The 24,815-nt window shown below is 53.5% G+C and carries 21 protein-coding genes; 13 read left to right on the top strand and 8 right to left on the bottom strand.

Annotated features, from left to right (window positions below; genetic code table 11):
• Position 1 precedes the first annotated feature (1 nt).
• Entirely contained in the window at positions 2 to 1,420 is a 1,419-nt protein-coding gene (gene phrB, locus ABIB59_RS11235; protein WP_354035432.1) for a deoxyribodipyrimidine photo-lyase, read from the bottom strand.
• Between the two features lie 283 nt (positions 1,421 to 1,703).
• Positions 1,704 to 1,910: a YbfA family protein gene (locus tag ABIB59_RS11230; protein ID WP_041852092.1), complete on the bottom strand. Its 207-nt coding sequence runs from the start codon at positions 1,908 to 1,910 to the stop codon at positions 1,704 to 1,706.
• 344 nt (positions 1,911 to 2,254) lie between these two features.
• Here ABIB59_RS11230 and kdpF point away from each other — a divergent pair, with 344 nt between their 5' ends.
• The 6 genes from kdpF to kdpE are packed head-to-tail and all read left to right on the top strand — an operon-like array spanning position 2,255 to position 10,046.
• Positions 2,255 to 2,344, top strand: coding sequence for a K(+)-transporting ATPase subunit F (kdpF, locus tag ABIB59_RS11225; protein ID WP_041852093.1), 90 nt, complete (start codon positions 2,255 to 2,257; stop codon positions 2,342 to 2,344).
• The gene (gene kdpA / locus ABIB59_RS11220; RefSeq protein WP_108701794.1) at positions 2,344 to 4,023 is read left to right on the top strand and encodes a potassium-transporting ATPase subunit KdpA; all 1,680 of its coding nucleotides are present in this window, start codon (positions 2,344 to 2,346) and stop codon (positions 4,021 to 4,023) included. The genes kdpF and kdpA overlap by 1 nt, the downstream gene beginning before the upstream one ends.
• A 17-nt stretch (positions 4,024 to 4,040) precedes the next feature.
• On the top strand, positions 4,041 to 6,089 hold the full coding sequence (kdpB, locus tag ABIB59_RS11215) for a potassium-transporting ATPase subunit KdpB (RefSeq protein ID WP_335256662.1): 2,049 nt from the start codon (positions 4,041 to 4,043) through the stop codon (positions 6,087 to 6,089).
• Positions 6,090 to 6,102: 13 nt separating this feature from the next.
• Positions 6,103 to 6,681, top strand: a complete 579-nt coding sequence (gene kdpC / locus ABIB59_RS11210) for a potassium-transporting ATPase subunit KdpC (RefSeq protein WP_354035429.1) — start codon at positions 6,103 to 6,105, stop codon at positions 6,679 to 6,681.
• Positions 6,682 to 6,684: 3 nt separating this feature from the next.
• Positions 6,685 to 9,372, top strand: a complete 2,688-nt coding sequence (kdpD, locus tag ABIB59_RS11205) for a two-component system sensor histidine kinase KdpD (protein ID WP_107223646.1) — start codon at positions 6,685 to 6,687, stop codon at positions 9,370 to 9,372.
• Positions 9,369 to 10,046, top strand: coding sequence for a two-component system response regulator KdpE (gene kdpE / locus ABIB59_RS11200; RefSeq protein ID WP_079498367.1), 678 nt, complete (start codon positions 9,369 to 9,371; stop codon positions 10,044 to 10,046). The genes kdpD and kdpE overlap by 4 nt, the downstream gene beginning before the upstream one ends.
• Before the next feature lie 35 nt (positions 10,047 to 10,081).
• Here the strand turns inward: kdpE and pgm are convergent, their stop codons facing one another.
• Positions 10,082 to 11,722 (bottom strand): phosphoglucomutase (alpha-D-glucose-1,6-bisphosphate-dependent), encoded by a 1,641-nt coding sequence (pgm, locus tag ABIB59_RS11195; protein WP_041852099.1) that lies wholly within the window; start codon positions 11,720 to 11,722, stop codon positions 10,082 to 10,084.
• 24 nt (positions 11,723 to 11,746) lie between these two features.
• Positions 11,747 to 12,295 (bottom strand): replication initiation negative regulator SeqA, encoded by a 549-nt coding sequence (gene seqA, locus ABIB59_RS11190; protein ID WP_071193854.1) that lies wholly within the window; start codon positions 12,293 to 12,295, stop codon positions 11,747 to 11,749.
• A gap of 182 nt (positions 12,296 to 12,477) precedes the next feature.
• Between seqA and ybfF the strand changes: the two genes are divergently transcribed.
• The 4 genes from ybfF (at position 12,478) to fur (ending at position 15,098) form a co-directional block, all read left to right on the top strand.
• Positions 12,478 to 13,251, top strand: coding sequence for an esterase (ybfF, locus tag ABIB59_RS11185; RefSeq protein ID WP_354035426.1), 774 nt, complete (start codon positions 12,478 to 12,480; stop codon positions 13,249 to 13,251).
• Between the two features lie 131 nt (positions 13,252 to 13,382).
• Positions 13,383 to 13,676 carry a LexA regulated protein gene (ybfE, locus tag ABIB59_RS11180; RefSeq protein WP_041852102.1) on the top strand — a complete coding sequence of 98 codons (294 nt, stop codon included), beginning with the start codon at positions 13,383 to 13,385 and terminating at the stop codon, positions 13,674 to 13,676.
• Positions 13,677 to 13,825: 149 nt separating this feature from the next.
• Positions 13,826 to 14,356, top strand: coding sequence for a flavodoxin FldA (fldA, locus tag ABIB59_RS11175; RefSeq protein ID WP_071193856.1), 531 nt, complete (start codon positions 13,826 to 13,828; stop codon positions 14,354 to 14,356).
• Positions 14,357 to 14,645: 289 nt separating this feature from the next.
• Positions 14,646 to 15,098, top strand: coding sequence for a ferric iron uptake transcriptional regulator (gene fur, locus ABIB59_RS11170; protein ID WP_041852104.1), 453 nt, complete (start codon positions 14,646 to 14,648; stop codon positions 15,096 to 15,098).
• A gap of 97 nt (positions 15,099 to 15,195) precedes the next feature.
• Here fur and chiQ read toward each other — a convergent pair whose 3' ends face one another.
• The 4 genes from chiQ to nagE form a co-directional block, all read right to left on the bottom strand.
• A complete protein-coding gene (gene chiQ, locus ABIB59_RS11165) occupies positions 15,196 to 15,531 on the bottom strand; it encodes a ChiQ/YbfN family lipoprotein (protein WP_079498421.1) in 336 nt (111 codons plus the stop codon).
• A gap of 17 nt (positions 15,532 to 15,548) precedes the next feature.
• Positions 15,549 to 16,949 (bottom strand): chitoporin ChiP, encoded by a 1,401-nt coding sequence (gene chiP / locus ABIB59_RS11160; RefSeq protein ID WP_079498369.1) that lies wholly within the window; start codon positions 16,947 to 16,949, stop codon positions 15,549 to 15,551.
• 393 nt (positions 16,950 to 17,342) lie between these two features.
• Positions 17,343 to 19,010, bottom strand: a complete 1,668-nt coding sequence (gene glnS / locus ABIB59_RS11155; RefSeq protein ID WP_107223645.1) for a glutamine--tRNA ligase — start codon at positions 19,008 to 19,010, stop codon at positions 17,343 to 17,345.
• A 178-nt stretch (positions 19,011 to 19,188) separates the two neighbouring features.
• On the bottom strand, positions 19,189 to 21,207 hold the full coding sequence (nagE, locus tag ABIB59_RS11150) for an N-acetylglucosamine-specific PTS transporter subunit IIBC (RefSeq protein ID WP_125125100.1): 2,019 nt from the start codon (positions 21,205 to 21,207) through the stop codon (positions 19,189 to 19,191).
• A gap of 318 nt (positions 21,208 to 21,525) precedes the next feature.
• Between nagE and nagB the strand changes: the two genes are divergently transcribed.
• Genes nagB through nagC form a run of 3 tightly spaced genes read left to right on the top strand, consistent with a single transcriptional unit; the run spans position 21,526 to position 24,763 of the window.
• Positions 21,526 to 22,326, top strand: coding sequence for a glucosamine-6-phosphate deaminase (nagB, locus tag ABIB59_RS11145; protein WP_041852108.1), 801 nt, complete (start codon positions 21,526 to 21,528; stop codon positions 22,324 to 22,326).
• 58 nt (positions 22,327 to 22,384) lie between these two features.
• Positions 22,385 to 23,533 carry an N-acetylglucosamine-6-phosphate deacetylase gene (nagA, locus tag ABIB59_RS11140; protein WP_354035422.1) on the top strand — a complete coding sequence of 383 codons (1,149 nt, stop codon included), beginning with the start codon at positions 22,385 to 22,387 and terminating at the stop codon, positions 23,531 to 23,533.
• A gap of 9 nt (positions 23,534 to 23,542) precedes the next feature.
• Entirely contained in the window at positions 23,543 to 24,763 is a 1,221-nt protein-coding gene (gene nagC / locus ABIB59_RS11135; RefSeq protein WP_041852110.1) for a DNA-binding transcriptional regulator NagC, read from the top strand.
• Positions 24,764 to 24,815 lie beyond the last annotated feature (52 nt).

Below are 24,815 nucleotides of genomic sequence, written 5' to 3'. Positions count from 1 at the left end.
TTTACGGTTTACGGGCGGCTTCATAGGCCGCAAGCGTCGCAGCCCGTGCCTGTTTGTGTTCCACTATCGGGCGCGGATAATTCAGAGAAATGCCTCTTTTATCCGCCCATGTCCAGGGGTCGTGAATAGCCTTACCCGGCACAGCAGCAAGTTCAGGGATCCACCGCCGAATAAATTCGCCATCGCTATCAAACCGTTCCCCCTGAGTCGTAGGGTTAAAAATACGGAAATAGGGTGCGGCATCTGTCCCTGTCGACGCCGCCCACTGCCAGCCGCCGTTATTCGCAGCCAGGTCACCATCGACAAGTTGCGTCATAAAATAACGCTCGCCCAAACGCCAGTCGAGCAAGAGATCTTTGACCAGAAAGCTGGCAACGATCATCCGCAAGCGGTTATGCATCCAGCCAGTGCTCTTCAACTGGCGCATGGCCGCATCCACAATCGGATAACCCGTTCTCCCCTCCTCCCAGGCGCGAAGCTGCTCAGGATGGTCTTTCCATTGCACCTTTTCCGTCCAAGAAATGAAAGGACGATGCTTACATAAATCAGGATGATAAGTCATCAAATGGCGATAAAACTCCCGCCAGATCAGCTCGTTTAACCATACGGATCCAGCGCCGCCGTTCAAGGCATCGGGCTGCTCGGCCAGCAGACGATGCAAACATTGTCGCGGCGAAAGAACCCCTAACGCCAGGCAGGCAGAAAGGCGGCTGGTGCCTTCAATTGCAGGAAAATCCCGCTGTTGCTCGTAAGCGGCGGCGTGCTGCTGGCAAAAAGCGCGCAGGCGTTGAATTGCCGTTTTTTCATCCACCGCAAACAGGGTTGAATCAAATTCTTCTTGCGGATAATCGAACGTCAATGTCGCAAGCGGCCCGTCTAATGCGCCCCCCGTCCGTACATCTGGTGCGCCAACGCATGCGGGTAGCTCATCTTTCAGCCGCCGCAAAAAGGCGTTTTTATAGGGTGTAAAGACTTTGTACATTTCATGATTGCCGGTCACAACGCTGCCTGGCGCCAGCATTACGCTGTCATCAAATCCCTGGCAGGCGACATCGACAAGCGCCTTTTCCACCGCCGCGTCACGCTGGCGTTCGTTCACTTCGTACTGGTAGTTATAGAAAAGATGGCTGACCTTTTCTTCAGCGCACACCGCCGCCACAGTATCAACACTGGCGGCAAAATCGTCTACTTCCCGGTAAATTAACGGAATGCCTCTCTCCGCCAGTGCCTGCTGGAGCGCGTTGAGGTGAGTGGCGAGAAATGCAGCCTGCCGTGGGGCCATCGCATGTTTTTTCCACTGTCCCGGCGTGGCAATAAACAGGGCTTTGACACTGGCGTCGCGATGACTGCAGGCGGCAGCGAGGGCATAATTATCATGTACGCGCAAATCCGCGCGAAACCAGACCAGATGGGTGGTCATAACTCTCCAGGTAACAGATATCCGTCAGAAAATGTCGATAGTGTGTTAAAGGAAGGTTGCGAGTGCAAGCAGAGCTTACGCCTCAAAATAACAGCGAGGGTTAAGTGTAGCGGGTGAATGTAACGCGCCAGCAGGATGACGCACATAATCTGAAGAATGAACATGCATCGCCCTGCACAGGATTCACGACTTTTACCGATGGGTTGCGGCTCCTGTAAAGGTAAAAAAAAACCGCTACGTCAAAAACGTAGCGGTTTTTTTATTGCTGAGTGTAATCAATTGATCAATAAAAATCGCAGGTCACTTTTTCGGCCTGAGCCATCCAAACCGGTTTATCGCTGGTTTTAGCCCAGACGCGATGCAGATAGCTGTAAAAACGTGCGCGATCTTTCCAGAACATCATTACCGGCAATGCCAGTACACCAGCCAGCACGGCGAAAATGCGACGCATCAGGACGATATGAACTGGAAATGTTTTATATACGGTCATAATTCTCTCCCCTTTGTTGGCCGGTAACATTCACCGGAAAAATGTTCCCCCATGACAGAGATCCTTGACGGATCCTGTGGGGCGCATCTGAATCTGGTTAAAATAGTACCGTTTTGTTTGTAATTTTACTACTCATCCGACCACTTTTTTTTGCCATTTCTGGCGTTATTTACATTCACGCCGTAATTAAGTTACATAAAAGTTAAATTAATACTAACCATTAGTTAAAATATGGTTTTATTCATTTTTATATTTTTTTTACACCCGCCCGGCTGATTTTTGCGAAATCTTTGCACGCAAAATCCTACCCTCACTGCAATCCCTAAAACACCTGGAGGTGGATTGTGAGTGCAGGCGTCGTAACCGGCATCGTGCTGGTTTTCCTGTTGTTGGGCTATCTGGTCTATGCCCTGATTAACGCGGAGGCTTTCTGATGGCAGCCCAGGCGTTTTTACTGATTGCCAGCTTTTTACTGGTCCTGTTTATTCTTGCTCGCCCGCTCGGGACGTTACTGGCGAAGATGATCGTCGGCGCTTCCCTTCCTGGCGTATCCACTCTGGAAACCGGGCTATGGCGGATGATGGGGATTGATTCCCGCGAAATGGGCTGGTTCCAGTATCTGATGGCGATATTGTGGCTCAACATTTTCGGGCTGGTACTGTTGTTCGTCATGCTGATGTTGCAGGGCATCCTGCCTTTTAACCCGCAACAGTTCCCTGGCTTGTCATGGCATCTGGCGCTGAACACCGCCGTGAGCTTCGTGACCAACACCAACTGGCAATCCTATTCGGGTGAAACCACTCTGAGTTATTTCAGCCAGATGGTGGGGCTCACGGTACAAAACTTCCTCTCCGCCGCTACCGGTATTGCGGTCATTTTCGCCCTGATCCGCGCATTTTCTCGCCATAGCGTGACGACGCTCGGAAATGCCTGGGTCGATTTAACCCGCATTACCCTGTGGGTGCTGCTGCCACTGTCGTTGGTCCTTGCGCTGATCTTTATTCAACAAGGCGCTCTGCAAAACGTCCTGCCCTATCAGCCATTTACCTCCATTGAAGGGGCAAAACAGCTATTACCGATGGGGCCTGTTGCCTCGCAGGAAGCCATTAAAATGCTGGGAACCAACGGCGGCGGCTTCTTTAATGCCAACTCCTCGCACCCGTTTGAAAACCCTACGGCGTTAACCAACTTCCTGCAGATGCTGGCAATCTTTTTAATCCCGGCGGCGCTGTGCTTCGCCTTTGGTGATGCTGTCAGCGATCGCCGCCAGGGACACGCCATTTTGTGGGCGATGTCGATAATCTTCGTCATTTGCGTTGCCGTGGTCATGTGGGCCGAATGGCAGGGTAATCCGCACTTCCTGACATTAGGCGGTGACAGCGCCATCAATATGGAAGGGAAAGAGAGCCGCTTCGGCATTCTTGCCAGTAGCCTTTTTGCGGTCATCACCACATCCGCCTCCTGCGGTGCCGTTAACGCCATGCATGACTCCTTTACCGCGCTGGGCGGGATGGTTCCCATGTGGCTGATGCAAATCGGCGAGGTGGTATTTGGCGGCGTGGGCTCCGGCTTGTACGGCATGTTGTTGTTTGTATTGCTGGCGGTGTTTATTGCCGGGCTGATGATTGGCCGTACCCCGGAATACCTCGGCAAAAAGATCGATGTGCGCGAAATGAAAATGACCGCGCTGGCGATCCTCGTCACCCCTGCCCTTGTGTTGATTGGCACCGCGCTGGCAATGATGACCGAGGCGGGACGCAGCGGCATGCTCAACCCGGGTATCCACGGTTTTAGCGAAGTGCTGTATGCCGTCTCCTCTGCTGCGAATAACAACGGCAGTGCCTTTGCTGGCCTGAGCGCGAATACGCCGTTCTGGAACTGCCTGCTGGCGTTCTGCATGTTCATTGGTCGCTTCGGCATCATTGTGCCGGTCATGGCAATTGCCGGGTCACTGGTCAACAAGAAAATCCAGCCCGCCAGTACCGGGACGCTTCCGACGCACGGCGCGCTGTTTATCGGCCTGCTGATCGGTACCGTACTGCTGGTTGGTGCCCTGACCTTTATTCCTGCACTGGCCCTGGGTCCGGTGGCGGAATACCTCTCTTTACGCTGATTTGCGGAGTATTTGTCATGAGTCGCAAACAAATGGCCCTGCTCGAACCGACGCTGGTGCGTCAGGCGCTGATTGATTCCATTACCAAACTGAGCCCGCATATCCAGTGGCGCAATCCGGTTATGTTTATCGTCTGGATTGGCAGCGTGCTGACTACGCTGCTGGCGATTGCGATGGCGAGCGGGTATCTCGACGGCAGCGCCTGGTTTACCGGCGCGGTCAGTCTGTGGCTGTGGTTTACCGTACTGTTCGCCAACTTCGCAGAAGCGCTGGCGGAAGGTCGCAGTAAAGCGCAGGCCAACAGCCTGAAAGGAGTGAAGAAAACGGCCTTCGCCCGCAAATTACGCGCACCGCAGCATGATGCGCAAATCGACCACATTCCCGCCGCTGATTTGCGTAAAGGTGACGTGGTGCTGGTGGAAGCGGGCGATATTATTCCCTGCGACGGGGAAGTCATTGAGGGCGGCGCGTCGGTGGATGAAAGCGCCATTACCGGGGAGTCCGCGCCGGTTATCCGCGAGTCCGGCGGCGATTTCGCCTCGGTGACGGGCGGTACGCGCATTCTCTCCGACTGGCTGGTGATTCAGTGTAGCGTAAACCCCGGCGAAACCTTCCTTGACCGGATGATTGCCATGGTGGAAGGCGCCCAGCGCCGTAAGACGCCCAATGAGATCGCGCTGACCATTCTGCTGGTGGCACTGACCATTGTCTTCCTGCTGGCAACCGCCACCCTGTGGCCATTCTCGGTCTACGGCGGCACGCCGGTCAGCGTCACCGTTCTTGTGGCCCTGCTGGTCTGCCTGATCCCGACCACCATCGGCGGTTTGCTGTCGGCCATCGGCGTCGCCGGGATGAGCCGTATGCTCGGCGCCAATGTGATTGCCACCAGCGGGCGCGCCGTAGAAGCCGCAGGTGATGTCGACGTACTGCTGCTGGATAAAACCGGCACCATCACACTCGGTAACCGCCAGGCCTCCGAGTTCCTGCCTGCAAACGGTGTGGATGAAAAAACCCTGGCCGATGCTGCACAACTCTCTTCGCTGGCGGATGAAACGCCGGAAGGCCGCAGCATTGTGATACTGGCAAAGCAGCGCTTTAACCTGCGTGAACGAGATGTACAAAGTCTGCAGGCGACGTTTGTCCCCTTTACCGCGCAGACCCGTATGAGTGGCATTAACGTGCAAGGGCGCATGATCCGCAAAGGTTCAGTGGATGCCATTCGTCGTCACATTGAGGCTAACAACGGTCAGTTCCCGGCCGATGTCGAGCAGCGTGTGGAACAGGTGGCGCGTCTCGGTGCCACACCGCTGGTGGTGGCGGAAGGGGCTCGTGTCCTGGGGGTGATTTCACTCAAGGATATCGTCAAAGGCGGCATCAAAGAGCGTTTCGCCCAACTGCGGAAAATGGGCATCAAGACGGTCATGATCACCGGGGATAACCGTCTTACTGCCGCCGCTATCGCCGCCGAAGCCGGGGTGGATGATTTCCTGGCCGAAGCAACCCCGGAAGCAAAACTGGCGCTGATTCGCCAGTATCAGTCAGAAGGCCGTCTGGTGGCGATGACCGGGGATGGCACTAACGACGCCCCGGCACTGGCGCAGGCGGATGTTGCGGTTGCTATGAACTCCGGGACCCAGGCCGCGAAAGAGGCCGGCAACATGGTGGATCTGGACTCTAACCCCACCAAGCTGATTGAGGTGGTGCATATCGGCAAGCAGATGCTGATGACCCGTGGTTCGTTGACCACATTCAGCATCGCCAACGACGTGGCGAAATATTTTGCCATCATCCCCGCAGCCTTTGCCGCCACCTACCCGCAGCTCAATGCGCTGAATGTGATGCACCTTCACTCCCCGGCATCGGCCATTCTGAGTGCGGTTATTTTCAATGCCCTGATCATTGTCTTTTTGATCCCGCTGGCGTTGAAGGGGGTGAGCTACAAGCCGTTGACCGCCTCCGCCATGCTGCGCCGCAATCTGTGGGTTTATGGGTTGGGCGGACTGGTGGTGCCGTTTATCGGCATCAAGATTATTGACCTGTTGCTGACCCTGTTCAGCCTGGTGTAAGAGGGATAAAAAAATGGCTTTGATTCGTCCGGCATTTGTACTCTTAATTGTACTGACGTTGATTACCGGCGGGCTTTACCCGCTGGTTACTACGGCGCTGGGGCAGTGGTTATTTCAGACACAGGCCAACGGTTCGCTTATTCGTGAGGGAGACAATGGGGTTCGCGGCTCGCGCCTGATTGGGCAGAATTTCACCGCAGCGGGATATTTTCATGGCCGCCCTTCCGCCACCGCCGATGCGCCTTATAATCCGATGGCGTCCGGTGGGAGTAATCTGGCGGCCAGTAACCCGGAGCTGGATAAAGAAGTGGCTGCGCGCGTTGCCCAGTTGCGTCAGGAAAACCCACAGGCTGACGTCCGTGTGCCGGTGGAACTGATAACAACATCGGCCAGCGGTCTGGACAACAATCTGACGCCGCAGGCTGTGGAATGGCAAATCCCGCGTGTTGCCCAGGCACGCAATCTGCCCGCACAGACCGTTGCCCGGTTAGTAGAACAAAACACCACTCACCCGCTTTTCGATTTTATTGGCCAGCCGGTGGTGAATATCGTTGAACTGAATCTGGCGCTGGATGCGCTCAAGGATAAATAAGTCATGACAGACGAGCCTTTGCGCCCGGACCCCGACAGACTGCTGGAACATGCGGCGACGGATCATCGTGGCAAACTGAAAATCTTCTTCGGTGCCTGTGCTGGCGTAGGGAAGACGTTTGCCATGTTGCAGGAAGCACAGCGGCTACGGGCACAGGGGCTGGATATTCTGGTGGGCGTGGTGGAAACCCACGGGCGCAAGGAGACCGCCGCCCTGCTCAATGGGCTGGCGGTGCTGCCGCCAAGGCGTATTGCCCATCGCGCTCGCCTGATTCAGGAGTTTGACCTTGACGCCGCCCTTGCGCGGCGTCCGGCATTGATACTGATGGACGAGCTGGCGCACAGCAACGCGCCTGGCTCCCGTCACCCGAAACGCTGGCAGGATGTGGAAGAACTGCTGGAAGCGGGCATCGATGTGCTGACCACCGTGAATGTGCAACATCTGGAAAGTCTGAATGATGTGGTCAGTGGCGTCACCGGCGTACAGGTGCGCGAAACAGTACCCGACCCCTTCTTTGACGCTGCGGACGAAATTGTGCTGGTCGACCTTCCGCCAGACGATTTACGCCAGCGCCTGCACGAAGGCAAAGTCTATATTGGTGGTCAGGCCGAACGCGCTATCGAGCATTTCTTTCGCAAAGGCAACCTCATCGCCTTGCGTGAACTGGCCCTGCGCCGTACAGCCGACCGCGTTGACGACCAGATGCGCGCCTGGCGCGACCGTCTTGGGGATGAAAAAGTCTGGCATACGCGCGACGCGATCCTGCTTTGCGTCGGCCACGGTTCTGGTAACGAAAAACTTATCCGCACCGCTGCCCGTCTGGCAGCAAAACTGGGCAGTGTCTGGCACGCGGTGTATGTGGAAACCCCTGCCCTGCACCGTCTACCCGAGCAACAGCGTCGGGCGATCCTCGCCTCATTGCACCTCGCGCAGGAACTGGGCGCTGAAACCGCAACCCTCTCCGACCCGGCAGAAGATAAAGCCATTTTGCGCTACGCGCGTGAGCATAACCTCGGCAAAATCCTTATCGGCAGACGCAATAAACGACGCTGGTTTGGCGCTGAATCCTTTGCGGACCGGCTGGCGCGCCGCGCGCCGGATCTCGATCTGGTGATCATTGCGCCGGATGACGCCCCCGTCACGCTGCCATCCCGTCCCGGCGACAGCCGTCCATTTATGGAAAAATGGCGCGTCCAGTTAAAAGGCTGTCTGGTGGCCGTGGCTCTGTGCGCTGCCATTACACTGATTGCGATGCAGTGGCTGATAGCCTTTGATGCCGCTAACCTCGTGATGGTCTATCTGCTTGGCGTGGTGGTGGTCGCGCTGCTGTATGGCCGCTGGCCGTCAGCATTTGCCACAGTGATCAATGTCGTCAGCTTTGATCTCTTTTTTATTGCACCGCGCGGTACGCTGGCCGTTTCCGATGTGCAATATCTGCTGACGTTTGGCGTGATGCTGACGGTTGGCCTGGTGATCGGCAACCTCACCGCCGGTGTGCGCTATCAGGCGCGCGTCGCCCGCTACCGTGAACAGCGTACGCGCCATCTGTATGAGATGTCGAAGGCGCTGGCTACCGGGCGCAGTGAAGCCGATATCGCCACAACCAGCGAGGCGTTTATTCGCTCAACATTTGATGCCCGCAGCCAGGTCTTGCTGCCCGATCATTCGGGAAAACTGGTCGCCGTTACCCAGACACAGGGCATCAGCCCGTGGGATGATGCTATCGCTCGCTGGAGTTTTGATAAGGGGCAGCCAGCGGGTGCCGGTACCGACACCCTCCCCGGCGTGCCCTATCAGATTTTGCCATTAAAAAGCGCACAGAAAACACACGGTTTACTGATTGTGGAACCGGCAAACTTGCGCTTGCTGATGATCCCCGAACAGCAGCGCCTGCTGGAAACCTTTACCTTGCTGGTCGCCAGCGCGCTGGAGCGCCAGGCGCTCGCCACCAGCGAAGAGCAGGCACGCCTTGCCAGTGAACGGGAAAGCATACGCAACTCCTTGCTGGCGGCACTCTCTCACGATCTGCGCACGCCGCTTACCGTGCTGTTTGGCCAGGCTGAAATCCTGACCCTGGACCTTGCCAGCGAAGGGTCAAAACACGCGCCTCAGGCCAGCGAAATTCGTCAGCATGTGCTCAATACCACCCGGCTTGTGAATAATCTGCTGGATATGGCGCGCATTCAGTCCGGCGGTTTTAATCTTAAAAAAGAGTGGCTGACGCTGGAAGAAGTGGTGGGAAGCGCGCTGAAAACCCTCGAACCCGGTCTCGGCGAGCGCCATATTGCGCTGAACCTCCCCGACCCGCTGATGCTGGTACACGTCGATGGGCCGTTGTTTGAACGCGTACTGATTAATTTGCTGGAAAATGCCGTTAAATACGCCGGGCATAATGCGAATATCGGTATCGATGCCCGACATGATGATTCGCGGCTGACACTTGAAGTGTGGGATAACGGGCCGGGTATTCCCGCCGGGCAGGAAGAGGCGATTTTTGCTAAATTTGCACGCGGCAGCAAAGAGTCGGCAATTCCCGGCGTGGGCTTAGGGCTGGCCATCTGCGAGGCGATTGTCGAGGTGCATGGCGGGACGATTTCTGCCGCCAACCGCCCGGAAGGCGGCGCCAGTTTTTATGTTACACTGCCGCTGGAACCGCCACCGCAACTGGATGAATTAGCCGAGGATTTGTGATTAACGTTCTCATCGTTGAAGATGAACAGGCCATACGTCGTTTTCTGCGTGCTGCGCTGGAAGCCGAGGGGTTGCGCGCCTGGGAAGCCGAAACACTGCAACGCGGCCTTATCGAAGCCGCAACGCGCAAACCGGACCTTGTGATCCTCGATTTAGGCCTGCCGGACGGTGATGGCATTGATTTCATCCGCGATCTGCGTCAGTGGAGCCAGATTCCGGTTATCGTGCTATCCGCGCGAACCGAAGAGAGCGACAAGATTGCCGCGCTGGATGCCGGGGCTGACGATTATCTGAGTAAACCCTTTGGTATCGGGGAATTGCAGGCGCGCCTGCGCGTAGCGCTGCGCCGCAATGCGGGTATGCAACAAAACGATCCCCTGGTGAGCTTTTCAGATATTCAGGTTGATCTCGCCAACCGCCGTATTATGCGGGCGGGTGAAGAGCTGCATCTTACTCCTATCGAGTTTCGTCTGCTGGCCGTGTTACTCAATAACCACGGTAAGGTGTTGACCCAACGCCAGTTGTTAAGCCAGGTCTGGGGACCAAACGCCGTTGAGCATAGTCACTATTTACGCATCTATATGGGCCATCTTCGTCAGAAGCTGGAAGCCGATCCTGCACGTCCCCGCCATTTATTGACAGAAACCGGCATTGGCTATCGATTTATGCTGTAGAAAAGAATCAGGCCCTGAACAGGGCCTGATGAGGATTACGCGTTTTTCAGCACTTCACTGACAATTTCTACCGCTTCTTTCTCAATCAGCTTACGGTGTTCTTCACCGAGGAAGCTTTCGCAGTAAATTTTGTAGGCGTCTTCTGTACCTGACGGACGGGCAGCAAACCAGCCGTTGTCAGTCATCACTTTCAGACCACCGATAGACGCGCCGTTACCCGGTGCTGCCGTCAGACGTGCGGTGATGGGATCCCCCGCCAGCGTGCTGGCACTGACCATTTCCGGAGAGAGTTTGGACAATGCCGCTTTCTGTGCGGAGGTTGCGCTGGCACCCAGACGGTTGTAGCTCGGCGCGCCGAAACGTGCGGCCAGCTCATCGTAATGTTGCTGCGGGTTTTTACCCGTAACCGCGGTGATTTCCGCCGCCAGCAGGCACATGATGATACCGTCTTTATCGGTAGACCACGGCGTGCCGTCGAAACGCAGGAAGGAGGCCCCTGCGCTCTCTTCGCCGCCGAAGCCGAAACTGCCGTCAAACAGACCGTCAACAAACCATTTAAAGCCGACCGGCACTTCCACCAGCTTACGACCCAGGTCATTCACCACGCGGTCAATCATGGCAGAAGAGACCAGGGTTTTACCCACGGCGACATCTTTGCCCCACTGCGGACGATGCTGGAACAGGTAATTAATCGCGACCGCCAGGTAGTGGTTCGGATTCATCAGCCCGGCTGGCGTCACGATACCGTGACGGTCATAGTCAGGGTCGTTGGCAAAGGCCAGGTCGAACTTGTCACGCAGCGCCAGCAAACCGGCCATAGCACACTCAGAGGAGCAGTCCATGCGGATCACGCCGTCTTTATCGAGGTGCATAAAGCGGAAGGTTTGATCAACCTGATCGTTAACGATAGTCAGGTCAAGCTTGTAGAACGCCGCAATACGTTTCCAGTATTCGATACCGGAACCGCCCAGAGGATCAACGCCCAGTTTCAGGCCCGCTTTTTGGATAGCCGCCATATCGACGATATCGGCCAGCCCTTCGATAAACGGCTGCACCAGATCCTGCTCTTTCACGTGACCGGATGCCAGTGCGGCATCCAGCGTAATGCGTTTCACACCTTTCAGGCCATCAGCCAGCAGCGCGTTCGCGCGATCTTCAACCACTTTGGTCACGTTGGTATCAGCCGGGCCACCGTTTGGCGGATTGTATTTGATACCGCCATCTTCCGGTGGGTTATGTGACGGGGTAATGACGATACCGTCAGCCTGCGCGCCACCTTTTTTATTGTGCACCAGAATAGCGTTGGACACCGCAGGGGTCGGCGTGAAGCCATTGTTTTCCTGCACAATCACATCAACGCCGTTCGCCGCCAGCACTTCCAGTACAGAGATAAAGGCAGGTTCAGACAGAGCGTGCGTGTCTTTACCGACATAGCATGGACCGGTAATACCGTTTTTGGCGCGCTCTTCGGCGATAGCCTGAGCAATTGCCAGAATGTGTTGTTCGTTAAAACTGTGACGCCCCGCGCTGCCGCGGTGACCTGACGTACCAAATTTTACCGCGTGCTCAGCATTGCCGATTTCTGGTTTCAGCACATAGTACTGCGCAGTAAGCTGGGCGACGTTAATCAAATCGCTCTGTTGCGCAGGTTGCCCCGCACGTTCGTGGTTAGCCATTGCCTGGTCCTTTTTATGCAAGGATTAAATTGTGCCGCAAACCTTTTCAATCAATTCCGCCGGGAATTGCATTGATTGCATGATGTGCTCCACCATGCTGCATTTACGACCCGTATTCGTGTTAGTGATAACCCAGTACGGGGTATCAGGCACCTGTTTTGGCTTCGTCTGATTGCCGTTTTGCAACAGGGTATGTTCATCCGCCGCGAAGTATACGCGGGTGCGCCCATGCAGAGACTCAGTGGATTCTGCAAAAGCTTTTTTATCTAATGAGTAAAGTGTAGACAGCACCAGCATAAAGCGATTAACGGCCTTTTTCTGCTCTGCATACTCGTCAGAGAGCAGCAGTTCACGCACCGCGCGGACTTTATCTTTTGCCGTATTAGCCGGTTTCACTTCTTCAACCGTAACAGGTGCAGGGGTTTCTTTCGCGAGTTGAACAGCGGCAGCTGGCTGCGAAGCGGCGGAAAACTTCAACATGCGCCGTAAAATGTCGGATGCGCTCTCGCCAATGTGCTTTGTATGGCTGGCAATATAACTGTAGAGCTCATCATCAACTTCGATCGTTTTCATCTTAATCCAGTGCAGTGTCTATTCTGAATACAAGTTATTGAGATTATAAAGTCAAATCCCAACTGCGGATAGCGTCAAACCAGGATGGCGGCAAAGTCAGAGTGTGTCAAAACCTTGCAGCCGGACGGCAGAATGTTCAACATAATACCTTAATCCGAAAGAGCGAAAAAAAGAACTTTGCCATGAAATTGAATACCCGAGCGCAATCTGCACAACAATCGCACAACAATTCCCCCATCGTGCTGGTTCACGGTTTATTTGGTAGCCTGGACAACCTTGGCGTGCTTGCCCGCGACCTCGTCAATGACCATGATATTATTCAGGTTGATATGCGTAATCATGGCCTTTCCGAACGCTCACCGGAGATGAATTATCCGGCGATGGCACAGGACTTACTGGATACCCTTGATGCCCACGGTATTGAGCGCGCGACTTTCGTTGGTCACTCCATGGGGGGGAAAGCGGTGATGGCCTTTACCGCACTGGCGCCTGAACGCATCGACAAGCTCGTCGCTATCGATATTGCCCCGGTCAATTACCATGTACGCCGTCACGATGAGATCTTTGCCGCCATCAATGCGGTGACCGACGCCGGCGTCACGACGCGCCAGCAGGCCGCCGCCGTTATGCGTGAGCATATAAATGAAGAAGGGGTGATACAGTTTCTGCTTAAGTCGTTTGTCGATGGCAAGTGGCGCTTCAATGTGCCCGCGTTGTGGGATCAGTACCCCCATATAGTGGGCTGGGAAACTGTGCCAGCCTGGAACCACCCTGCTCTCTTTATCCCTGGCGGCAACTCGCCCTATGTTACCGAACAGTATCGTGACGAACTGCTGCAACAGTTCCCGCAGGCAGGCGCGCATGTCATTGCCGGTGCCGGGCACTGGGTACATGCAGAAAAGCCAGAAGCGGTTCTGCGCGCCATCCGCCGTTATCTCGCTGAAAAGACAAACTGATTAAAAACCCGGCGACCGGTTGCCTGAAAGCGCCCGGTCGTTGGCGTGTCCGCATCGCTGATGTATGATGGCGCGCTAATCAGCCCGGGCTATGACCCGATTGCTTGTACTTCCCGTAGTATTCTTAAATCATGGCTAAAGAACAAACGGACCGCACGACATTAGATCTGTTCGCGAATGAACGTCGCCCGGGACGTCCTAAAACCAATCCGCTCTCTCGCGACGAGCAATTGCGCATCAATAAGCGCAATCAGCTTAAACGCGACAAGGTTCGTGGGCTTAAACGCGTCGAATTAAAACTCAACGCCGAGGCTGTCGACGCGCTAAACGCGCTGGCGGATGCGCGGGAAATGAGCCGGAGCGAACTGATTGAAGAGATGTTACTGGCTCAGCTTAACGCGCTGAACGACCAGGAAATCCTCTGAATTATCGCAAAAATTCACTTTCATGTTGCACAGAGTGCAGTCTTGCGTGATTGCAGTTTCCGCGTGCTTCTCTGATCTGCTATGATTGCCCTTATCCGTGGGCCAATCGCCACCACCATATCATTAAGTTTCAAGAGGTTATTTTACTCATGGCAATCACAGGCATTTTTTTCGGCAGCGATACCGGTAATACCGAAAACATCGCAAAGATGATCCAGGCTCAACTTGGTAAAGATGTTGCCGATGTGCATGACATTGCTAAAAGCAGCAAAGAGGATCTGGAAGGTTACGACATCCTGCTGCTTGGCATTCCAACCTGGTATTATGGTGAAGCACAGTGTGACTGGGATGACTTTTTCCCGACGCTGGAAGATATCGATTTTAACGGCAAACTGGTCGCTCTGTTTGGCTGTGGCGATCAGGAAGACTATGCAGAGTACTTCTGTGACGCGCTGGGCACCATTCGCGACATCATTGAACCGCGTGGCGCCACTATTGTAGGCCACTGGCCGACCGAAGGTTACCATTTTGAAGCGTCAAAAGGTCTGGTAGACGACAACCATTTCGTTGGCCTTGCCATTGACGAAGACCGTCAGCCTGAACTGACCGCTGGCCGCGTCGACAAATGGGTAAAACAGATTTCCGAAGAACTTCATCTGAACGACATCCTCAATGCCTGATGATGTTTGGCGCAACCTGCTGGTTGCGCCGGATTAATAGATAAAAGCGATGGAAATAATTGCTACAATTTTTTAACTTTTTTCTCCAGCGCTGTACAATGGCCCCTGATTAAAACGGGTAGCCCAAAGGACTTTGTAGACGCTACCACGTTTTATAAGCTTACTTTACTTGAGGACTTGCAGTTTTCATTCAGGCATGGCAGTTCTATAATGAGACGCATTATCCCAGGTGCATTCCTTGTAGCTTCCCAACGGGAAGTGAATCGTTTAGCAACAGGACAGATTCCGCATGACTGACAACAATACCGCATTAAAGAAGGCCGGCCTGAAAGTCACGCTTCCTCGGTTAAAAATCCTGGAAGTGCTTCAGGAGCCGGAGAACCATCATGTCAGTGCGGAAGATCTATATAAGCGCCTGATCGACATGGGCGAAGAGATTGGGCTGGCCACGGTGTACCGTGTACTTAACCAGTTCGACGATGCCGGGATTGTGACCCGCCATAATTTTGAAGGCGGTAAATCCGTCTTTGAACTGACGCAGCAGCATCACCACGACCACTTAATTTGCCTGGATTGCGGCAAAGTGATCGAGTTCAGCGATGACTCTATTGAAGCGCGTCAGCGTGAAATCGCATCTAAGCATGGTATTCGTCTGACGAACCACAGTCTCTACCTGTATGGCCACTGCGCTGAAGGTGACTGCCGTACTGACGAAAACGCGCACGAAGCGGCTGATAAATAATTACCCGCATCGTTATAAAGCCAACCTCCGGGTTGGCTTTTTTATTTTCTGCTTTCACCACACGACAAAGCCCGCCGAAGCGGGCCTTTTCAGACGGTTAATTCACTGTGTTATGGTGGCGTATCTCCTGCCAGATCTGGTCACAGCGAGATTGTACCGCCTGCCCGTTTCCGGTATGCGTCGCTTCAAGGCACTGCTGATAATCCAGGGTGCGCACGCTCTCCTCCTGCGCAAATTGCTGGTGCGCTTTCTCTTTGCGCAGGACATCCAGCACACTTCTGCACGCCGCCGTTTTCTCCGGAGAACCTTCTGCCGTAGTAATACAGGCGCTATAAGCCTCTTTTAATCGCGCATCTTCCTTTGGTGCCTGCGGCTGTTGCACACAGGCGGCAAGCCCCAGCGTCATCAGGGCAAGCAATATAGGTTTCGTCATCATGGCATTCCCTCGCATTAGAAAATATTCAGGGGCGCAATGACGATAAACTTCACGTCACGTTCGTCCTGGAAGATGTTGTTATATCCACCGCCCCAACTCGGGATATTGGAATGGTTATCATATTGGGTGAAATGCAGCTTGAATAAGGTGCCTTTTGCCATCCCTTCCTGCACCGTATAAAGCAGGTCAAGGCTGTACGCCGACTCTTTAATGGAATTTCCCGCATCGTAATATTTATCGCCAGAGGAGACATTGGACGGTTTGGCATCCCAGCCATATACATACGATGCACCGACCGCCCAACCCGGCAGATTCCAGCCTTTCAGGTCATACATAGCGCCAGCAAAGACGGATTTCTCATTATGGGCGTTAAAGTCGGAGCGGTTATCCCACCAGATATCCAGGCGACCGTTGGAAGATCCATACCGCGGCGTCATACGTGAGTTGAAATAGCCCTGGCGGCCATCCGCTTTGACCCAGGTCCCTTCCAGGCGTAAATCCACCGGACCGACCGTATAGCCAAAAGTGAGCGCCTGTAGCCACGCGGTACCGTCATAAATATCATTAATGGTGTTGTTATCGGCCTTGTCGCGCGAGCCATAGAACTGATAACTGGTGGAAAGCGGGTTACCCGCGACGTCAAACTTATAGCTGGCTTTGGCAAAATATTGATCAACATAGCCCTGTGCCTGGCCAAACGCGGCTTCGAGGATCAGATCGTTTTTAAAGTCGTACGATGCGCCCAGAGAGTGGACATAATCAATTTTGCTCACGCCATCGTTCTGGTAGAAATTATCCGTTTCGTTATACCACGGCGCTTTGTATTCATTGGCCCACATGTATGAGAAGCTCAGCGCGCCGCGATCATCGAAATCCAGTTTTGCACCGGCTTCCGCCCCCTGATAGGTGCCCGGCATAAAGCTCCAGTTTGAGGCCAGCAGCGTTTGCCCCGTCGGCTGGATGTACCCTGCCCTCGCCCACACCGGGCCATATTTAAATTTCGCGGCGGCTTTATAGAGGCTTGCCCCGCTGCGATCGCCGGACCAGTCTTCGTCATACACCTTGTGGCTATTGGAAAATGCGATTTCATTCGGGTGCGCGCTTTCAGAGGATTCAGCCATCTCAATCGCCGCAAAGACCGCAACATCAATACCGAACATATCGGCAGCATAACCTGACTGGAAATCGAGATTGGTATTCCAGGTGGAGTGCGACAAGTTAGTTTTGTATTTATCGCCATCGGTGACATCTTTACGGTCGCGCTGGCGCTGCCAGTAGTAAATCCCGCCGGTGAGCGTGGCATCATCAACAAAACCAGTGGCGCTGGCGGAAGGGGTGAAAGTTAAACCAGGTAATGCGGTGGCGCAGGCAATAGCCAACGCTAACGCCTTACGTTTAGCGTTAAACGCGTTCATGAGTGTTCCTCTTTGACGAAAAAATAAAAAGTGCTGCGCAAAGGCAAACAGCAATAAATTAAAAAAATGAAATATTACTGACAGTTATAGAAAATGTTTCTATCTCTGTCGTTTGTAAGCATATTTTTCGCGACGCGAATTATCAAGCATTTGCAGGAAGGGAATACGGGGATTATGACGCACCACACAGATTTGTTCCTTATCGGCTGACAGCTTGCACAGCAAGGCTTTCAGAGCGACAGAGTCTGCGTTATCGATAAATAACTGAAAAGAGGATTGGATAAAATTAAAACAATATTTTAGAAAAAAAGAAGGTGTGCAGTAACTTATTTTCAGTCGAGAAATAAAAAACGCTGCACGAGGCAGCGTTTTTAGCATCCTGGCAAGACGGGATTACTCGCCGATTTTCGCCCAGGTATCGCGAAGACCCACAGTGCGATTGAAGACCAGTTTGTCCGCCGTAGCATGGCGGCTGTCGAGGCAGAAGTAACCTTCACGCTCAAACTGATACGCTTTCGCTACCTCAGCGGTCTTAAGGCTCGGCTCAGCAAAGCCCTGCTTAATGACCAGCGATTCCGGGTTCATGACTGTCAGGAAGTCTTCCGCTGCACCCGGATTTGGCACGCTGAACAGGCGGTCATACAGACGAATTTCAACCGGCAGTGCGTGTGCCGCGCTAACCCAGTGAATAACGCCCTTCACTTTACGGCCATCTGCCGGGTCTTTGCTCAGCGTATCGGCATCAAAGGTACAGAAAATCGTGGTGATATTACCTTCCGCGTCTTTCTCAACACGTTCCGCTTTAATCACATACGCGTTACGCAGGCGGACTTCTTTGCCCAGCACCAGTCGTTTGTACTGCTTGTTGGCTTCCTCACGGAAATCGGCACGATCGATCCAGATTTCACCGCTGAATGGGACATCACGGCTGCCCATTTCCGGTTTGTTTGGATGGTTAGGCATCGAAACCATTTCACTGGCGCCCTGCGGATAGTTCTCGATAACCAGCTTAACCGGATCGATAACAGCCATCGCGCGCGGTGCGTTTTCATTGAGATCTTCACGGATGCAGGACTCCAGTGACGCCATCTCAATGGTGTTATCCTGTTTGGTGATACCAATACGTTTACAGAACTCACGGATGGAGGCGGATGTGTAACCACGACGACGCAGACCAGAGATGGTCGGCATACGCGGGTCGTCCCAGCCTTCAACATGCTTGTCAGTCACCAGCAGGTTCAGCTTACGCTTGGACATGACGGTGTATTCCAGGTTCAGTCGGGAGAACTCGTACTGACGCGGGTGAACCGGAATGGTGATGTTGTCCAGCACCCAGTCATACAGACGACGGTTATCCTGGAACTCCAGCGTACACAGAGAGTGAGTGATCCCCTCCAGCGCATCACTGATGCAGTGGGTAAAGTCATACATCGGGTAGATGCACCACTTGTTGCCCGTCTGATGGTGTTCAGCAAATTTAATACGGTACAGCACCGGATCGCGCATCACGATGAACGGCGACGCCATATCAATCTTCGCACGCAGGCACGCCTTGCCTTCTTCGAAACCACCCGCGCGCATTTTTTCAAACAGAGCGAGGTTCTCTTCAACCGTACGATCGCGATACGGGCTATTTTTACCTGGCGCTGTCAGCGTGCCGCGATATTCACGGATTTCATCAGCGGACAGTTCATCAACATAGGCCAGACCTTTGCTGATTAACTCTACGGCATAGTTGTGCAGTTGATCGAAATAATCAGAGGAATAGCGCACATCGCCTGACCAGTGGAAACCTAACCACTGCACGTCATTCTTGATGGACTCAACGTACTCGATATCTTCTTTTACCGGGTTGGTGTCATCAAAACGCAGATTGCATTGCCCTTGATAATCTTGCGCGATACCAAAGTTCAGGCAGATGGATTTCGCATGACCGATATGCAGATAGCCATTCGGCTCAGGCGGAAAACGGGTGCAAATAGTAGAGTGCTTTCCAGTAGCCAGATCTTCATCAATGATCTGACGAATAAAGTTAGTCGGGCGGGCTTCAGCCTCACTCATCGTAGATTCCTCAAGGCGTAAACAACATATAACGGCACATGATCTTATAAGCCGCCCTCAGAGACAACCTTTAGTTACGGAAAATAGATACAAAACGGAATACTTTAATTCATGCAAAAAAAAGCGGCAGAGGAAGATCCCCTGCCGCTTATGGCTATTTCTGGTTCAGATTACATCATTAGCCCTTGATGTCGTACAGCGGCGTTTGCCCTGCCACAACGGAACCTTGTGCTTTGATAACCAGACCAGAGAAATCATCAATATTGCTACATACCACCGGGCTAATCATAGAACGGGCATTGGCGTTCAGATATTCCAGATCCATTTCCAGGATTGGCTGACCTGCCGTAACGGTTGCCCCCTCTTCGACCAGACGCGTGAAGCCCTGGCCACCCAGCGCAACGGTGTCGATGCCCATATGAACAACGATTTCCGCGCCTTTTTCAGTTTCCAGGCAGAACGCGTGGTTGGTATTGAAGATTTTCACGATGGTACCCGCTGCAGGTGCAACAACCGTTTTCTCTGTCGGTTTTACCGCTACGCCATCGCCAACGGCTTTGCTGGCAAACGCTTCATCCGGCACTTCATCCAGAGAAACGACCTGCCCGGTCACCGGAGAGACCAGTTCCGCAATCACCGCCGCGCTAACGTTCGGCACTGCCTGCGGTTTAGGCGCGCTGGCGGCTGCCGGAGCCGCTGCGCCTGCCGCCGGAACGTCGCCCGCCGTTTTCATCGCATTAGCAATTTTTTCGGCCGCAAAACCCACAATCACCTGTACGCCGGTTTTATTCAAACGAATAACCCCGCTCGCACCCAGACGTTTAGCCAGCGCTTCGTTGACCAGGGAAGAGTCTTTCACGCTCAGACGCAGACGTGTGATGCAGGCATCGATACCGGTCAGGTTCGCGGAACCCCCGACAGCGGCAATATACTGACGCGCCAGACCGGTCACATCCTGCTCGGAAGCCGTGCTGACATTCACATCCTGGCCATCTGCTTCGTCACCAGCAACCGCCAGTTCACGACCCGGGGTCAACAGGTTGAATTTGAGGATAGTGAAACGGAACACCACGTAGTAGATAACAAAGAACACCAGGCCTTGCAGAATCAGCATGTACCAGTGTACGGCCAGCGGGTTACGGGACGAGAGCACCATATCCACCAGACCGGCGCTAAAGCCGAAGCCGGCAATCCACTGCATAGTCGCGGCGATAAAGACAGAAACCCCGGTCAGCACAGCGTGAATGAAGTACAGCACCGGTGCCACGAACATGAAGGAGAATTCCAGCGGTTCAGTGATACCAGTAAAGAAGGCAGCAAAGGCGCCTGCCATCATAATACCAAGGACTTTGGCTTTATTTTCCGGACGCGCGCAGTGGTAAATCGCCAGCGCGGCACCTGGCAGACCAAACATCATGATCGGGAAGAAGCCCGCCTGGTAACGCCCCGTAACCCCAACAACCGCTTTGCCCGCTTCAATAGACTGCGCGGCGCCCAGGAAGTTAGGAATATCGTTAATACCGGCAACATCAAACCAGAATACGGAGTTCAGCGCATGGTGCAGCCCCACCGGAATCAACAGACGGTTGAAGAAGGCGTAGATGCCCGCACCGACAGAGCCCAGTTTCTGGATATGCTCACCGAAGCCAACCAGACCACTGAAGACTACCGGCCAGATAAACATCATGATGAACGCGACAGCGATCATGACAAAAGAAGTCAGGATCGGCACCAGACGACGGCCGCTAAAGAAGGAGAGCGCTTTCGGCAGCTCGACGCTGCTAAAGCGGTTATACAGTTCCGCGGCAATGATACCGACCATGATCCCAACGAACTGGTTTTTGATCTTGCCAAACGCGGCAGGAACTTGATCGGCTGGGATTTTCTGGATCATAGCGACAGCGGCTGGCGAGCACAGCGTCGTCAATACAAGGAAACCCACAAAGCCGGCCAGTGCAGCAGCACCGTCTTTGTCTTTGGACATACCATAAGCAACACCCACGGCGAATAGCACGCCCATGTTATCGATAATGGCAGAACCAGATTGAATGAAGAACGCCGCCAGCGCGTTAGATCCACCCCAGCCTACCGGGTCGATCCAGTAACCGACCCCCATCAGAATCGCTGCGGCAGGCAGCGTGGCGACCGGCACCATGAGCGCGCGGCCAACCTTTTGCAAGTAACCTAAAAGATTCACGTTATTCCCCCTTTGAACCCCACCGGAGCCCTTAGAAACAGTCTTTTTATTGTCTGACTAACCCTGAAAACACGGCCATTTTTCATTACATTGAGAGTGTGTTGAAAATTAATTCGTCTCGCAAATTAAAAGCACCTTTTTTGTGATTTTAATCACCAAATATCGTTATTTGACCTCCTCTTTGCTGGCTAACCAGCAAAACTTATTTTATCATTCAAAAAATCAAGACGGATTGCCCCCATAGGGAGCGAAACTGAGTTACGCTTTACACTGCACTGGAACGCAATCCGCTAACTTTAATCAACTTAGAGGTGAATAATGAGACTGATTCCTCTGGCAACAGCTGAACAAGTCGGTAAATGGGCGGCCCGCCATATCGTCAATCGCATCAATGCATTTAAACCTACAGCGGATCGTCCGTTCCTGCTTGGCCTGCCAACCGGTGGCACGCCTCTTACCGCCTACAAAGCATTAGTTGAAATGCACAAAGCGGGCCAGGTTAGTTTTAAACATGTTGTCACGTTCAATATGGACGAATATGTCGGCCTGCCGAAGGAGCACCCGGAAAGCTATCACAGCTTTATGCACCGTAACTTTTTCGATCACGTTGATATTCCGGCGGAAAATATTAACCTCCTGGATGGCAATGCGCCGGATATTGACGCAGAATGCCGCCAATACGAAGAAAAAATCCGTTCCTATGGCAAAATTCACCTGTTTATGGGCGGCGTTGGCAACGATGGTCACATCGCCTTCAACGAGCCCGCATCTTCGCTGGCTTCTCGTACCCGTATTAAAACGCTGACCCATGACACCCGCGTGGCCAATTCCCGTTTCTTCGACGGCGACGTTAATCAGGTGCCGAAATACGCACTGACCGTGGGCGTAGGTACGCTGCTGGATGCAGAAGAAGTGATGATTCTGGTGCTGGGAAGCCAGAAAGCGCAGGCTCTACAGGCGGCCGTAGAAGGTAACGTGAACCATATGTGGACCATTAGCTGCCTGCAACTGCACCCGAAAGCAGTGATGGTGTGTGACGAGCCGTCTACGATGGAACTGAAAGTTAAAACATTGAAATATTTCAATGAATTAGAAGCGGAAAATATTAAAGGTCTGTAATTGTGTCTCGTTCCGCAAACCCAGCGGGACGACACCCATTTGTTAACCGGGGGTCGTTATGTATGCTTTAACCCATTGCCGGATTTTCACCGGCCATGAAATTTTGGATGACCACGCGCTGATTGTCGCCGATGGCCTGATTGATCGTCTCTGCCCTTTGGCTGAGCTGCCGCCCACTATCGAGCAGCGTGATCTCAATGGCGCAACGCTGGCCCCCGGTTTTATTGATGTACAACTGAATGGTTGCGGTGGTGTGCAGTTCAACGACACCCCCGAAGCCGTCAGCATTGAAACGCTGGAAATCATGCAGCGCGCCAATGAAAAATCAGGCTGCACAAGTTTTCTGCCGACGCTTATCACCACCAGCGATGACCTGATGAAACAAGGCATTCAGGTGATGCGTGATTATCTGGCGAAACATGCACATCAGGCGCTTGGCTTGCACCTCGAAGGGCCGTGGCTCAATATCGTAAAAAAAGGCACCCATAACCCGAAATTTGTCCGCAAACCGGATGCCGAACTGGTGGATTATCTCTGCGCCAATGCTGACGTCATCACCAAAGTGACGCTGGCGCCGGAAATGGCCGGTACTGAGGTTATCAGCAAGCTGGCTGCGGCCGGTATTGTAGTGTCAGCAGGCCACTCGAACGCGACATTAAAAGAAGCAAAAGCGGGTTTCCGCGCAGGCATCACGTTTGCGACGCATCTATACAATGCGATGCCGTACATCACCGGACGTGAACCGGGTCTTGCGGGCGCGGTACTGGATGATGCCGATGTTTATTGCGGGATCATTGCAGATGGGCTGCATGTCGATTACGTTAATGTCCGTAATGCGAAACGCCTGAAAGGCGACAAACTCTGTTTAGTTACAGATGCAACGGCGCCTGCAGGGGCAGATATTGACCAGTTCATTTTTGCTGGTAAAACAATATACTACCGTAATGGACTGTGTGTGGATGAAAGCGGTACGCTGAGCGGCTCCTCCCTGACAATGATTGAAGGGGTTCGGAACCTGGTCGAGCATGTGGGTGTTGCGCTGGATGAAGTACTGCGCATGGCAACCTTGTACCCGGCTCGCGCGATAGGCGTCGACGGGCAGCTCGGCAGCATTGCCCCGGGTAAGGTTGCGAACCTGACCGCCTTCACGCACGATTATAAAATAATCAAGACTATCGTTAATGGTAACGAGGTCGTCATCGAGTAAATAAAAGGTATGACAGCAGGCGGACAAGCTCAGATTGGTAACGTTGATCTCGTTAAACAACTTAACAGTGCGGCGGTTTACCGCCTGATTGATCAACTTGGCCCTATTTCGCGTATTCAAATTGCCGAGCAGAGCCAGCTTGCGCCCGCCAGCGTGACAAAAATCACGCGTCAGCTTATTGAACGCGGCCTGATCAAAGAGGTTGATCAGCAGGCCTCCACCGGGGGCCGCCGCGCTATCTCTATCATTACCGAAACCCGTAATTTTCAGGCTATTGGTGTGCGTCTTGGACGGTCCGATACTACCCTCACCCTTTATGATCTGAGCAGCAAAGTGCTGGCGGAAGAGCATTATCCTCTGCCGGAGCGGACGCAGGAAACGCTGGAACACGCGTTGCTGAACACCATCAGCGCCTTTATCGAAAGCAATCAGCGTAAGATCCGCGAACTGATCGCCATCTCGGTCATTTTACCAGGCCTTGTCGACCCGGAAAGCGGCGTCATTCGCTATATGCCGCATATTCAGGTTGAGAACTGGGGGCTGGTGGACGCCCTGGAAAAACGTTTCAAATTAACCTGTTTCGTCGGTCACGATATCCGCAGTCTGGCCCTTGCAGAGCACTATTTTGGGGCAAGTCAGGACTGTGAGGATTCCATTCTGGTGCGTGTTCATCGCGGAACCGGGGCAGGAATCATCTCTAACGGGCGCATTTTTATCGGTCGCAACGGTAATGTAGGTGAAATTGGTCACATCCAGGTAGAACCCCTCGGCGAGCGATGTCATTGCGGTAACTTTGGCTGTCTGGAAACCATCGCCGCCAATGCCGCCATTGAACAACGCGTAAGGCATCTGCTGGAACAGGGCTACCAAAGCCGCGTAACGCTGGATGACTGCACGATAAAAAATATCTGTAAGGCCGCAAATAAAGGCGACGCGCTGGCGTGTGAAGTGATTGAGTACGTCGGTCGCCATCTGGGTAAAACCATCGCCATTGCCATTAACCTCTTCAATCCGCAAAAAGTGGTCATCGCCGGGGAGATTGTTGAAGCGGAGAAAGTGTTGCTGCCTGCTATTGAAGGTTGCATTAACACCCAGTCGCTCAAAGCATTCCGTAAAAATCTTCCGGTGGTGCGATCCACCCTTGACCATCGCTCGGCGATAGGCGCTTTTGCCCTGGTGAAACGCGCCATGCTCAACGGCATGCTGCTGCAACGCTTGCTGGAAAGCTGACAGGGTTTAGATATCCTCAATAACTCGAATTGCATAAAGGCGGCAAGCGCAT

Source organism: Citrobacter sp. UYEF32 (assembly GCF_040546205.1).
Lineage (GTDB): Bacteria > Pseudomonadota > Gammaproteobacteria > Enterobacterales > Enterobacteriaceae > Phytobacter > Phytobacter diazotrophicus.
The sequence above is the reverse complement of the archived record's forward strand: the minus strand, read 5'-3'. Positions and strand labels throughout refer to the sequence as shown.

Excerpts from the sequence above, each read along its gene's own strand:
- kdpC (WP_354035429.1), top strand. The coding sequence starts at position 6,103 with ATGGCTTTGATTCGTCCGGCATTTGTACTCTTAATTGTACTGACGTTG.
- phrB (WP_354035432.1), bottom strand. The coding sequence starts at position 1,420 with ATGACCACCCATCTGGTCTGGTTTCGCGCGGATTTGCGCGTACATGAT.
- kdpB (WP_335256662.1), top strand. The coding sequence starts at position 4,041 with ATGAGTCGCAAACAAATGGCCCTGCTCGAACCGACGCTGGTGCGTCAG.
- ybfE (WP_041852102.1), top strand. The coding sequence starts at position 13,383 with ATGGCTAAAGAACAAACGGACCGCACGACATTAGATCTGTTCGCGAAT.
- ABIB59_RS11230 (WP_041852092.1), bottom strand. The coding sequence starts at position 1,910 with ATGACCGTATATAAAACATTTCCAGTTCATATCGTCCTGATGCGTCGC.
- chiP (WP_079498369.1), bottom strand. The coding sequence starts at position 16,949 with ATGAACGCGTTTAACGCTAAACGTAAGGCGTTAGCGTTGGCTATTGCC.
- kdpA (WP_108701794.1), top strand. The coding sequence starts at position 2,344 with ATGGCAGCCCAGGCGTTTTTACTGATTGCCAGCTTTTTACTGGTCCTG.
- seqA (WP_071193854.1), bottom strand. The coding sequence starts at position 12,295 with ATGAAAACGATCGAAGTTGATGATGAGCTCTACAGTTATATTGCCAGC.
- kdpD (WP_107223646.1), top strand. The coding sequence starts at position 6,685 with ATGACAGACGAGCCTTTGCGCCCGGACCCCGACAGACTGCTGGAACAT.
- glnS (WP_107223645.1), bottom strand. The coding sequence starts at position 19,010 with ATGAGTGAGGCTGAAGCCCGCCCGACTAACTTTATTCGTCAGATCATT.
- nagC (WP_041852110.1), top strand. The coding sequence starts at position 23,543 with ATGACAGCAGGCGGACAAGCTCAGATTGGTAACGTTGATCTCGTTAAA.
- nagB (WP_041852108.1), top strand. The coding sequence starts at position 21,526 with ATGAGACTGATTCCTCTGGCAACAGCTGAACAAGTCGGTAAATGGGCG.
- fldA (WP_071193856.1), top strand. The coding sequence starts at position 13,826 with ATGGCAATCACAGGCATTTTTTTCGGCAGCGATACCGGTAATACCGAA.
- chiQ (WP_079498421.1), bottom strand. The coding sequence starts at position 15,531 with ATGACGAAACCTATATTGCTTGCCCTGATGACGCTGGGGCTTGCCGCC.
- ybfF (WP_354035426.1), top strand. The coding sequence starts at position 12,478 with ATGAAATTGAATACCCGAGCGCAATCTGCACAACAATCGCACAACAAT.
- pgm (WP_041852099.1), bottom strand. The coding sequence starts at position 11,722 with ATGGCTAACCACGAACGTGCGGGGCAACCTGCGCAACAGAGCGATTTG.
- nagA (WP_354035422.1), top strand. The coding sequence starts at position 22,385 with ATGTATGCTTTAACCCATTGCCGGATTTTCACCGGCCATGAAATTTTG.
- fur (WP_041852104.1), top strand. The coding sequence starts at position 14,646 with ATGACTGACAACAATACCGCATTAAAGAAGGCCGGCCTGAAAGTCACG.